Annotated in this window: 10 protein-coding genes; 9 read left to right on the top strand and 1 reads right to left on the bottom strand. The window is 70.1% G+C overall.

Annotated elements, in window-relative coordinates:
* Positions 1-15 precede the first annotated feature (15 nt).
* Positions 16-1,242, top strand: coding sequence for a type VII secretion-associated serine protease mycosin (gene mycP, locus AB0I53_RS25380; RefSeq protein WP_358607662.1), 1,227 nt, complete (start codon positions 16-18; stop codon positions 1,240-1,242).
* On the opposite strand, the gene eccCa is transcribed toward mycP, so the two are convergent.
* Positions 1,243-5,250, bottom strand: a complete 4,008-nt coding sequence (gene eccCa, locus AB0I53_RS25375; protein ID WP_358607659.1) for a type VII secretion protein EccCa — start codon at positions 5,248-5,250, stop codon at positions 1,243-1,245.
* A 139-nt stretch (positions 5,251-5,389) separates the two neighbouring features.
* On the opposite strand from eccCa, the gene eccD reads away from it, so the two are divergent.
* From eccD to AB0I53_RS25335, 8 genes are all read left to right on the top strand, one after another.
* Positions 5,390-6,787: a type VII secretion integral membrane protein EccD gene (gene eccD / locus AB0I53_RS25370; RefSeq protein ID WP_358607656.1), complete on the top strand. Its 1,398-nt coding sequence runs from the start codon at positions 5,390-5,392 to the stop codon at positions 6,785-6,787.
* Positions 6,788-7,149: 362 nt separating this feature from the next.
* Positions 7,150-8,580 carry a type VII secretion protein EccB gene (gene eccB / locus AB0I53_RS25365; RefSeq protein ID WP_358607653.1) on the top strand — a complete coding sequence of 477 codons (1,431 nt, stop codon included), beginning with the start codon at positions 7,150-7,152 and terminating at the stop codon, positions 8,578-8,580.
* A 144-nt stretch (positions 8,581-8,724) separates the two neighbouring features.
* Positions 8,725-9,063, top strand: a complete 339-nt coding sequence (locus AB0I53_RS25360) for a WXG100 family type VII secretion target (RefSeq protein WP_358607650.1) — start codon at positions 8,725-8,727, stop codon at positions 9,061-9,063.
* A gap of 42 nt (positions 9,064-9,105) precedes the next feature.
* The gene (locus AB0I53_RS25355) at positions 9,106-9,396 is read left to right on the top strand and encodes a WXG100 family type VII secretion target (protein WP_358505767.1); all 291 of its coding nucleotides are present in this window, start codon (positions 9,106-9,108) and stop codon (positions 9,394-9,396) included.
* Between the two features lie 7 nt (positions 9,397-9,403).
* Positions 9,404-9,778, top strand: coding sequence for a hypothetical protein (locus tag AB0I53_RS25350; protein ID WP_358607647.1), 375 nt, complete (start codon positions 9,404-9,406; stop codon positions 9,776-9,778).
* Between the two features lie 35 nt (positions 9,779-9,813).
* Positions 9,814-11,343 carry a hypothetical protein gene (locus AB0I53_RS25345; protein ID WP_358607644.1) on the top strand — a complete coding sequence of 510 codons (1,530 nt, stop codon included), beginning with the start codon at positions 9,814-9,816 and terminating at the stop codon, positions 11,341-11,343.
* Positions 11,340-11,813: a YbaB/EbfC family nucleoid-associated protein gene (locus AB0I53_RS25340; RefSeq protein WP_358607641.1), complete on the top strand. Its 474-nt coding sequence runs from the start codon at positions 11,340-11,342 to the stop codon at positions 11,811-11,813. Before AB0I53_RS25345 ends, AB0I53_RS25340 begins: the two co-directional genes overlap by 4 nt.
* A 41-nt stretch (positions 11,814-11,854) precedes the next feature.
* Entirely contained in the window at positions 11,855-12,211 is a 357-nt protein-coding gene (locus AB0I53_RS25335) for a hypothetical protein (protein WP_358607638.1), read from the top strand.
* Positions 12,212-12,217: the final 6 nt, after the last annotated feature.

Genomic DNA, 12,217 nt, shown 5'->3' with positions numbered 1-12,217 from the left:
CTTCGGAGCGAACCGATGAACGCTTTCGCCAGCCGTTCCGCTCGCACCGCCGCCGCGATGTGCTTGGCGTGCGCGATGTCGGGAGGTGCGGTGCAACCGGCGCTTGCGGCGCCGAACGCGGGACCGCCCGACAGGTCGTCGATCCAGGGCTGCGCCCCGCCGCCGACCGTCACCGACGGGGCCATCCCGTGGGCGCAGTTGCAACTCGCCCCGCAGCGGGTTTGGAAGGTCACGCGCGGGCGGGGGGTCGTCGTCGCCGTCGTCGACTCGGGTGTCGACCCCAACTCGCCCCAGCTGGCCGGTTCCGTGTTGGCGGGCAAGGCCGTTTCGGGTGCCGCCGACTCCGATTGTTCGGGGCAGGGCACGTTCGTCGCCGGGATCATCGCCGCGAAGCAGGTGCACGGCATCGGCTTCGCCGGGCTCGCGCCGGAGGCACGCGTCCTGCCGGTGCGCGTCCTGGACGGCCAGGGGAACGGGGATCCCGGCATGCTGGCGAAGGGGATCCGCGTCGCGGCGGATTCGGGAGCCCACGTCATCAACGTCTCCACCACCACCTCGCAGCCCAGCGCCGACCTCGAATCCGCGGTCGCATACGCGCGATCCCGCGACGCGCTGGTCGTCGCCGCGGCGGAGGGCGGCGACGATGGCTCGGTAACCTACCCGGCGGCCTACCCGGGGGTGCTCGCGGTGGGAGCCGTCAACGAAACCGGGCAACCCGGCGCTTATGCGGAGACCGGTGCGTCGGTCGAACTCGTCGCGCCCGGCGAGGGCGTCGTCAGCATCGGCCCCGGCGGGCCGGGGCATTGGCAGGGCTCGGGTACCGCTTACGCGACTCCTTTCGTCTCCGCCACGGCGGCGCTCGTCCGCGCGTACCGCCCGGAGCTGACCGCCGACCAGGTCGCGCAACGCCTGCTGGCGACCGCGAATCCGTCGGGAGGAACCGTTCCGGACCCGAACACCGGTTGGGGCATGGTGAATCCGTACGCGGCGGTGACCGCCGCCGTCGCCTCGGGCGGCGGCGATGCGCGACCGGGCGGTGGGGCCGCCGAACGGGTCGAGCATCCGGTCGTGCCGCCGCCCGACCCGACTCCCGGACGCATCGTCGTGGCCACCGCCGGTTCGGCGGTCGCACTCGGCGTCGTCACGTGGCTGATTTCGGTGCTCGTCCCGGCCGGGCGTCGCCGGGGCTGGCGCCCCGCCCGCGAGGTCGTCGTCGCGGACGGGGACACCGACCCCCGCTGATCAACTGCTCCGCGCCGAGCCCGCCACCGGAGCGTTCCCGGATCGATCACCGTCGAGCAGCGGCGTCTGCACCAGCCGGACCACGCGCCGGCGGTTGACGAACTGGGCACGCCCGGGCGGAAGCTGCCGGGGCCGCAGGTTGCCCACGAAATTGCCTTCGTCCTTGGGGCACGAGAACAGCAGCACCGGCGTGCCGAGCTCCCACAACCGACGCATCACCGGGTCCATCATCGCCCGGCCGCCCCCGGACGTGCTGCGGGCGACGATCAGGTGCAGCCCGATGTCGTGGCCCTGCGGGAGCAGGGAGATCAGCGGTTGCAGCGGGCTGGTGAACCCGCTTTCCACCAGTTCGGCGTCGTCGACGACGATGAACAGGCGGCCACCGGTCCACCAGTCCCGCTTCGACAGGCGATCCGGGCTGATCTCCGGGCCCGGCACCCGCGAGGCCAGCATCTCCGCGGCCTCCGAGACCTGCTTCGCGAGGCTGTCGCCGGTCACCGAATACCCGACCTGGTACTCGGCCGGCAACGCGTCGTGCAGTTCCCGCCTGGGGTCGGCGAACAGCACCCGGGCCTGCTCCGGCGAGTACCGCCGGGTGACCGCTTCGGCGAGGTAGCGGAGCATGTTCGTCTTCCCGCTCTCGGTGTCGCCGAACACGACCAGGTGCGGGGTCTGGTCGAAGTCGTGCCACAGCGGTTCGAGCTCGACGTCGTCGAGGCCGAGCGGCACCTGGAACACCGCGTTCTCGTGCGCCACGCGGATTTCGGGCATTCGCTGCGCCGGAACCTCCGGCGGCAGCAGCCGGACCGGGGGCGCGGGCACCGCACCGGGACCGCCGACGGACTGCACCAGCTCGGACACGGCATCGGCGAGGTCCTCGGTTGAAGCCTGGCCGTCGATCCGCGGGAGGGCAGCGAGGAAGTGCTGCCTGCCCGCGGTGATGCCCCTGCCGGGTGCAGCCGGAACGGTGGCCGCCAGTCTGCCGTTGACCTCCGACTCGACCGGGTCGCCGAGGCGCAGCTCGAACCGCGTGCCCAGCACGTCCCGCAACCACGGGCGCATGTCGGACCACCGCCCGGAGCACACCACCAGGTGGATGCCGAAGCTGAGCCCCCGCGCGGCGATGTCCTGGAAGCGGGTCTCCAGCTCGTCGAACTCGCTGCGCACCGTGTACCAGCCGTCGACGACCAGGAAGACGTCCCCGTACGGGTCCTCGTCGACGAACCGACCCTGGGCGCGGGCACGCCGGTACGCGGCCATCGAATCGAGGTTGTGCGACGCGAACAGCTGCTCCCGGCGTTGCAGCAGGTTGGTGATCTCCTGCACGGTGCGGGTGATGCGGTCCCGGTCCAGCCGGTTCGCGACGCTGCCGACGTGCGGCAGGCCGGCCAGCGCGGCCAGCGACCCGCCGCCGAAGTCCAGGCAGTAGAACTGCACCTCGGCGGAGGTGTGGGTCAGTGCGGCTGCGCAGATCAGGGTGCGCAGCAGCGTGGATTTTCCGCTCTGCGGCGCACCGACGATCGCCACGTGCCCCTCCGCGCCGGACAGGTCGGCGGTGAGCAGCTCGCGGCGTTGCTGAGCGGGGAGGTCGACCAGGCCCACCGGGACGACCAGCGTGCGCGCCGGATCCCGTTCCGGCGCGTGCAGACCCAGTTCCGGGTCCTCCTGCAGAGCTGGCAGCAGGTCGTCCAGCGCCGCGGGTTCCCGCAGCGGCGGCAGCCACACCTGGCGCGCCGCCGCGCCGTGGCCCGCGAGCCGGTTGATGATCACATCCATCGTGGACAGCCGCTCCTCTTCGGTCTGCGGTCGTGCCACGACGGGTTCTTCGACGTCGAGCTGGCGCTGGACCACGTGCTCGCCGGTGAATTCGACCAGCTGCTCCGCGACGACCTGCTGGCCGGCCCGCCTGCGCGGGGCGCGGTAGGGGCCGGAGACGTAGGCCGCCTTGAACCGGTTGAGGGTCTGGGTGTCCGAGCGGAGGTAGCCGTTGCCCGGGTTGGACGGCAATTCGTAGGCGTCGGGTACGCCGATGACGCTGCGGCTTTCCATCGCGGAGAAGGTGCGCAGGCCGATGCGGTAGGACAGGTGGGTCTCGACCTTGCTGATGCGGCCCTCGTCCAGGCGTTGGGAGGCCAGCAGCAGGTGGACACCGAGGCTGCGGCCGAGGCGGCCGATCATCGCGAACACGTCGATGAACTCCGGCTTGCTGACCAGCATCTCGCTGAACTCGTCGACGACGACGAACAGCGCGGGCATCGGCTCCAACGGGGCGCCGCCGCGGCGGGCCTTCTCGTACTCGCGCCTGGACGCGTAGTTGCCCGCCGAGCGCAGCAGTTCCTGCCGGCGGTTCATCTCACCGGTCAGGGCGTCCTGCATGCGGTCGACGAGTTCGATCTCGTCGACCAGGTTGGTGATCACGGCGGAGGTGTGCGGCAGGCGGTCGAAGCCCAGGAACGCCGCGCCGCCCTTGAAGTCCACGAGCACGAAGTTGAGCTCTTCGGAGGAGTGCGTCACCGCCAACCCGAGTACTAGGGTGCGCAGCAGTTCGCTCTTGCCGGAGCCCGTGGCTCCGATGAGCATGCCGTGCGGGCCCATGCCGTCCTCGGCGGACTCCTTGATGTCCAGCTCGATCGGGACACCGGAGGTGTCGATGCCGATCGGCACCCGCAGCCGCTGCCGGGCCGGTCGTTCCCGCCGCAGCTCGTCGCGGTCGAAGCCGTGCGCGTCACCGATGCCCAGCAGCGTGGTCAGCTCGTAGTCGGTCGCCAGCGGTTCGCTGGTGTCGGTGGCCGCCCCGATGCGGAACGGGGAAAGCGTGCGCGCTAGCGCCGCCGCTGCTTCGACGCCCAGCGCGTCGGGGATGCCGAGCCGGTTGGCGGACTCCTTGCCCGCGCGGTTGAACGTGACGGTGCTCAGCTCGTCCGCCGCGACGTCCAGGTGCAGGGTGTCGCGTTCCGGTCGCCACGGCAGCCCGTCGCCGACGTCGATGACCACGGTGTTGCGGTAGCCCTCGCCGGCGAACCGGTGTCCAGAGGGGACGGTGACGCCGTCGAGCACGACGACGACGAGCGGCTCGCGGGCGGTGACGGGGCTGGCGCCCTCGAACTTCGGCCGTTCGGTGAAGTCCTCGCCGAGCAGGTCCTCGACCTCGGTCACGTTGTCGGCCATCAGCCGGACCGGCCCGGCGCCGTCGCGGCGCTGCGCGTCCTGGGCGTGCGGCAACCACTTGACCCAGTCCCAAGCCGGGCGTTCCCGGTCACCGGCGCAGACCGCGACCACCACGTCGTCGGGGGAGTGGAAGGTGGCTAGTTGGGCGACCATCGCGCGGGTCATCGCGCGCGTCGCATCGGCGTGGCCGCGCAGCTGGATCCGCGCCAACCCGCGCACGTAGACCGGCACCGGTGCGGCGGGCAGGCTGCTGTAGGCGCGCAGGAAACGGCGGAGTCCGTGCGCCGACAGCGGTTCCAGGTCCTCGACCGGCTTGGTCTCCGGGGGAGCCAGCTTCAGCGCGGCGTGCTGCGGGCCGACGCCGATGCGCACCTCGCCGAAGTCCTCGTGGGTGCCACGCCGTTCCCAGAGCCGGTAGCTCAGCGCCAGCGACCACAGCGATCCCGGGTGCGGGTGCGTCCAGGCCGCCGAGGCCTGCTGCTCGGCCAGCGAACCGCGCACCTTCTGCCGCTGCTGCGAGAGGTAGCGCAGGTAGTCGCGGCGGTCGCCGCCCATCTTGTGCTTGCGGTCGGTGGCGGCCCGGATGAGCTGGCTGACGACCATGCCCACCATGCCGACCACCATGACACCGCCCGCGACGTAGGTCATCGGGCCGGGGCGTTGCAGGAACGTCAGCGTCATGCTGCCCGACATGAGCACCATGGGCAGGTAGGTCAGGATCGTGCTCAGGCTGTTGCTCTTCGATTCCGGTACCGGCGGCGGCTCCTGGAGGGCGAGTTCGCCCTCCGGCATCTTCGGTCCCACGCGGCGCGCGGGCCGGTTGAACAACGTCGTGGTCAACGTGATCGCCCTTCTGGTGAAACGTTCCCCTACGGATTCGCCGCGCGCCCGGCAAACGGGTTCGCGAGCGGTTCGACGCGGCTACTTTTCGCCGTGTCGCGGTTGCGGCCAGCCAGCCAGAGAGGAACCGGACACCGAAATGAAAGGCACTGCCAAGGATGTCACAAGCCGACTCGTCAGGCTACGTCTGGCGGTCGGATCCCAGTCGGTCGAACTAGCGGTGCCCACCGAGATCCCGCTGGCCGACCTGCTGCCGGCGATCCTGCGGCACGCGGGTCAGGACTTGGCCGATCAGGGCGTGGAACACGAGGGGTGGGTGCTGCAACGCCTGGGGCAGCCCCCGCTGGACGAGAACCGCACGACCGCCGAACTCGGTCTCGCCGACGGCGAGACCGTCCACCTCAGGCCGAGGTCGGCGGCCTTGCCGGAAGTGGACTTCGACGATCTCGTGGACGGGATCGCGGCGCAGATGCGTTCGCGCCGCGACTGCTGGAACGACCGGTTGACGCGATGGATGTTGTTGGCGTTCGCGGGTTTCGCGCTGGCACTGGGCTGGATGACGCTCGCCGTCGCCGAGAACCCGCTGCTGTCCACTGTGCTCGCCGGTGCCAGCGCCGCCGGGCTGCTGGTGGCCGGGGGAACGCTTGCCCGGGCGAAGTCCGCAACAGTCACGGGATCGGTTCTGGGCGTCTTCGGGGTCGCCTACGCCATGCAGTGCGGGTGGTTCCTGCCGGTCGCGATCTATCCCGCGGCGCCACCCGCGATGGGTTTGGTGTGCGCGGCGGTGCTCGGCATGCTGCTGGCGGTCCTCGCGCTGCTCAGCATCTCCGACGCCGCACTGCTGTTCGTGGGAATCCTGTTGCCGGGTGCGCTGATCACCGTGGTGCTGCTGGTGAGCGCCGCCCTGTCGTGGCGTGTCGACCAAGCCGCGGCGTTCGGGCTTGCGCTGTGCGTGGTCGCCATGAGCTTCGTGCCGACCATGTCGTTCCGGCTCGCGGGGCTTTCCCTGCCAGCGCTGCCCAGCAGCGCCGACGAACTGGACGAGGACGTCGAACCGGTTTCGCACCAGACCGTGGTCGAGCGTTCGGCGGTGGCGGCGCAGTACCTCGTCACCTTCAACATCGCGCTCGCGGTGACCGAGGTCGTCATGTTCACCGCGGTCGTCTCCACGTGGCAGCTGTGGCAAGCGGTGCTGGCACTGGTCACCGCCGGGTTGTTGCTGCTGCGCGCGCGTTCGCTGGAAGGTGCCTGGTCGCGGTGGCCGGTGCTGATCGCCGGTGGTTACGGGGCCGCGGTCTTCTGGGCGTGGCTGCTGGTCGGCGCGGATCCGGTATTGCGGCTGGCCGTGCTGTTCCCGGTCTCGCTCGTGCTCGTGCTGGTGCTCATGCTGTGCGCGCGGGCCATGCCCGGACGGCGGCCCAAGCCGTACTGGGGACGCGCGATCGACATCGTGGAGGGCTTGGTGGCGGTGGCGCTGATCCCGCTGCTGCTGGCGGTCCTCGACGTCTACCTGCTCGTGCGCGGACTCGCCGGCTAAGGAGTGGTTGCAGAATGGCTTGCGTTGCGGTGCGGGTGGCGGCCCCCCTGCGGGACTTACAGCGTCCGCCTGGACTGCGGGAGCCGTGACTTATGTATGACCAATACACGGCGTCACGGCTGTCCTCGCCGGGGGAACTCCAGAGGAGTGGGCACCGTGAACCCGCGGCGGTGCGAGCTGAGTCCCACACCGCATGCGGCTGACGCCGCATTCTGAAACGGCCCCTGAGGAATGTTCCCGGGCTCGCTTTGCGTAGCGGTGCGAGCTGAGTCCAACACCGCAAGCGGCTACCGCCGCTTGTGAAGCAGACCCAAGCGGTCAGCGCACTTGTCCTATCCGAACCGGTTCTGAGGCGAGCGTTCATGCGATCCCGACGTGACCAGGTCCAGGCCTACTTCTTCGTCGTGGGCAGACTGATCTCCGCGCTGCTCTCCGGGCGGCCGGACGATCCGAATCCACCCACCCGGCGATTCACGGTGAACGCGATCATCGGCTGCCTCGTCGCGGCGCTGGTGGTCGTCGTCTTCGGCATCGCCGGGGTCATCTCCCCGGGCGCGAACAACTCGTGGCGCTCGCCCGGGAACATCATCGTGGAGAAGGAGACCGGTGCGAAGTACCTCTACCTGGCCGGAAGTCTGCGGCCGGTGCTCAACTTCGCGTCGGCTCGGCTGATCGTCAACAGCCCGCAGGCGAACGTGGTGTCGGTGTCCAGCAATTCGCTGCGGGACGTGCCGCGCGGACTTCCGCTGGGCATCCCGAACGCACCCGACTCGCTGCCCGGACCCGACGCGCTGACGCGCGCGCCGTGGTTCGTCTGCGCTGACACCAGCTACGACAAGTCGAACACGCCGTCGCCGGTGACCGAGGTGCAGGTGCGCGAGATCGCGGGCGCCCCGCTGCGGCCGGATTCGGGGCTGCTGGTGTCCACACCAGACGGTATGAAATACCTGGTGTGGCGGGGAACCCGATTCCGCATCCCGCAGCAGGCGGTCATCGATGCGCTGGGCTACGGCGCCGTGCGCCCGCTCCCGGTGGCCTCGTCGTGGGTGCAAGCGCTGCCCAGCGGGCCCGATCTCGCCGCCGCCGACGTGCCCGGGTTGGGCAACCCGGCGTTCTCGGTGAAGGGGGAGACCGGGCGGGTCGGGCAGGTCTACGAGGTGCACGACCCGGTCCTCGGCGACGACCGGTTCTACGTGCTGCTGCAGGACGGATTGGCGCCGCTGAGCCGCACCGGGGCGGGGCTGCTGCTGGCGGACCCCGATCTCGCCGCCGCCTATCCGGGCTCGAAGCCGGGCGCGGTGGAGATCGACGCGGCGGCGGTGGGCTCGGTGCCGCGGTCCGCGCTGGCGGCGGTGCCGCCGGAACTGCCGGTGGACCCGCCGAAGATCACCCCGGTGGACCGCAACGACCGCGACGTTCCGTGCGCGCGGTTCGCCGTCGGATCCGGCGGCGAGGTCCCGGTGGAGGTGGTCATGGTGCGGCGCGACGATGCGCGCTTCTCCGGCGTGATCCGGTCGCCGCAGCCGGCGGGCGCGCTGGCCTTCCTGGTCTCGGTCCCGCCGACCTTCGGCGTGCTGGCCCGCGATCTGCCTGCCCCGGGTGCCCCGGCCGGCGCGCGCTACTTGATCACCGATCTCGGGATCAAGTACCCGTTGTCCGGGCCCGATTCGCTCGGGGCGCTCGGCTATGCGGGCGTCGACCCGCTGCCGGTGCCCAGCGAGTTGCTCGCGTTGCTGCCCGACGGCGTAGCGCTGGCGCCGGGCACCGCGACAGAGGTGCGGCCCGGGGACTGATGAGGAATCCCCCTACCGGGAAAGGCGACACGCCTGCAACAACACCGGCAACGCTTTCGGGGTGCTGTCCTGAACGGGGTGGCGAAGCGCCCCGGAACGACGTGAAACCCGTTGACCAAGCTGCAAGAACAGGAGACCGGACGAATGTCTGACCAGACCAGGTTGGTCGCGGAGCGGCTCAACGCGATCTCGACCCAGCACGACAGCACCGGCGAGGAGGTCAAGAGCACGCGGACCTCGCTCGGCGTGGAGATCGCGACCATGGCGTCGCAGAACAAGGGGGCGATGATCAAGGCCCTCAACGACGTGCACATGGAGTGGGACCGGCAGTGCCTGACGGTGGAGAACGAGCTCCACGCGATGGCGCAGGCGATCCGCGACGCCAGCACCAAGTACCAGTCGCAGGACCAGGACATCGCGAGCCAGGTCCGTCGGGGCGGAATGGGCGCCGAGGGGACTGATCTGGGCAACTTCCTCAGATAGCCGTCGCGGACCAGACCCCGAAGCACGAAAGGACGCATACCAATGGATGACGAGATCCAGTACCAGTACACGGCGCTGGGGGCGGGCGTCGAAAAGATGCGCGGGGCGACCAAAGCCCTCGCGCAGAAGATCGACGACCTGAAGAACCAGACGGGCAATCTGCTGCAGTCCTGGGATGCCCAGGCGTCGCAGACCTACAACACGAAGGCCAACAACATCAACGCCGCGTTCACCGCCATGAACGACACGCTGGACCGGGTGTCCACCGCGGTGGACACCGGGCACCAGAACATGCGGCAGATGGACGGCAAGCTGGCGTCGAGCTTCGAGTGAGCGCGCGATGACCGACGACACTGCCATGCGGGTCGACGTCGTCGAGCTCGGCAAGGCCGCGTCGGTGGTCTCCGGTATCGCCGACGAGTGCGCCGGATGCGCCGAACTGGCCGGGGTCGCGCCCAACGCGGGGGACCTTCCGGCGGGGAAGTGGTTGCAGGACCTGCTCGCCGAACGGCGGGACGAGGTCGCCGCGCACTGCCAGCGGTTGGAACGGGTCTTCCGGGAACTCGCCGACCGGATGGCGCGATTCGCCACCGACGTCCAGGCGCTCGACCAGCACAACGGATCAGCGGTGAAGTCCCTGGGCGACGGGTTGGCCGAAGCGTTCGACGGTGCGGTGCAGGGCATTTCCGGCGATCCGGGCGTTCACCAAGTCTGAAACTAGTCCATTGTGGATCGTTGGAAGAAGGTGCGATGACCGGCTCGGCTGCCAATGCGGACGATGTTCCGGGCGACGTGGACGCGGCCGTGCGGGCGTTGTCCAACGCCGATCCGCACAGCTTCTACGACGCGGCGCAGCGGTTCGAGCGCACAGACGCGCGCCTGCGTTCGGTGTCCGAGCAGTTCCGCGGCCGGCTACGGCACCTGGAGCAGGTCTGGCAAGGGCCTGGTTTCGAGATGTTCGCGCAATCGGCGGACCGGCTGCTGAACCGGATCGAGCAAGTCGTCGGAGTGCTCGCGGAGCCGAGCTACGCGGGACTGCTCGACGAGCTCGGCGACGCGCTGGCGGAGGCCAAGCGGGAGGTCGAGGACGTCCAGTCGCAACACGCCGGGGACGGTCCGCCGGCGGATCCCGGGGTCCATGCCGAGCAGGATGCCAGGGCGCAGGAGGTACTGCGGCGGCTGGCCAACACCTACCAGAGCACGGGGCGCCGGTTCCGCGCGCCACCGGCACAACAGGCCCACGTGCCCGGCGGCTCGACGCAGGTCACCAACGCGAGTTTCCACGTCGGAGCCGGCGCGGGCGGATCGGCCTCCGCTGATGCAGGGGGGGCGGGCTCGGGAGGTGGAACTCCGCCCGCCGAACCGGGTCAGATCTCGACGGACGGCGCGAGCGACTCCGGGGTCGAGTCGGTCGACGGTTCGTCGGTGGACGGGTTTTCGGCCGTCGAGGGGCCGGGCGAAGGCTCGGCCGGTTCCATCTGGAGTTCGGTGCTGCCGACCGCGGCGCTGCCCGCGGCGGCGGTGCTCGGGAAGAGCAAGAACAAACGAAGCCGGAAGAAGCAAGGCCGGCAGGAAAGCGACGGTGACGAGTTCGAGGAGAGCCGCAACAGCACTGAGGAACGGGACGACAAGCACGGTTCCTCCCGCTACCGAACGGAGAAGGACGGCGAAGGCCAAGCTCGTGACTCCGGCGAGGAGGAGGACGACTCGCGCAACAGCGCGTCGGATCGCCGGACGCAACACGAGATGTCTACATCGGACATTCGTGCAGAATCCGGCTCACAGCGTGATCCGGCGCGCGACGGCGTCGGTCGAATGGCTGAAACGGCACCGTCGGCCCGTACCGACACCACTGCGGCCCAGCCCGCGGCCTTGCAGCCGTCACATTCCCCGGCGGCGTCCGGGGCAGCTGCGGCGGCAATTGGGGCATCGCGCTTCCTGCCCGGCTCGGCGACGGCCCCGCCGCCACCGCCGCCGACCGGTCTGCGCAGCGACGGGAGTTCGCTGACCGCTCCGGTGGAGACCGGATCCGGACCGACCGGACAACCGGGCGCCGGGTCCGCGGCTCGGGGAGCGGGCGGACCGCAGGGCGGGATGCCGCCGATGAACCCGCGCACGATGGGCGGCGCGGGCCAGAAGGAGCAGCAGGAATCCGGCCACCAGGAACGCGAACGCAACGTCGCGGAGCACGAGGATCCGAGCACTTGGCAGGTCGGCGCCGGATCAGCGGGTGCGCTCGGTCGAGCGCACCCGGAACGAGGTAAGGAGGACCCCCGATGAGCTCCGATGCGCCGCGCTCGCCGCTGGACATGAGTTCGGCGTTGCAGGCCTTGGAAGAGCAGCAGGCGAAGCTGGCCGAGTTCCAGCACAAGCTGGCCGAAACCACCACCCGGGTCGAGTCGCCGAACCGCATGGTCGCGGTCGTGCTCGACGGTCAGGCGGAACTGCGCGAGATCAAGTTCCTCAACACCGACTACCGCACCATGGCCCCTGCCGATCTCGGCGAGATCCTGTTGCGCACCATCCAGCAGGGCCGGGCGAAGGCGGCCGAAAAGGTGCAGGAACTGATGCCTGCCGAAGCCCTCGGTGACGTCGATCTGCGCGGCGTCGCCACCGGTGAGGCAGACCTGTCCGATTTGCTCGGGCAGATCATGCGCCCAGCGCTGGAAGACCCCTTGGGTGGACTCCCCGGGCAGCGGCGAACGCAAGGCGAGGCCGACGACGGTTGGGATCGCGGCAGAACTGGATGATCCCGGTCGGCCTTCGGGCCACCGCGGGTGAGGAGCACATCATGGCAGATGAGACCTACGTCAACGGCCCCGGCGTCAACGCCGACGCCCAGAAGCTCGCCGGGGCGGTGCGGAACTTCCAGGGATCGCTGGCTGAGCTGAAGGCCGCGCTCCAGGCGGACGACAAGTGCTGGAGCGACGACGAGATCGGCGCGGAATTCGAGAAGAACTACAAGCCGGCGGCCGACAAGCTGACCGAGGGCCTGGAGAAGACCGGCACGAACCTGCTCCAGGTGGCCGAGAAGGTGCTGCCCGACTCCGCCCGGTTGTTGCAGGAGCAGGACGACTACAACGCCCAGGACGTCCGCGCCGCAGCAGCCGATCTCTACCAGGAGTCTCCTCCGGAGACCAAGTCCTGATCGGTA

The organism is Saccharopolyspora sp. NPDC050389, assembly GCF_040655595.1.
Lineage (GTDB): Bacteria > Actinomycetota > Actinomycetes > Mycobacteriales > Pseudonocardiaceae > Saccharopolyspora.
This window is presented reverse-complemented; position numbering and strand designations above follow the sequence as displayed.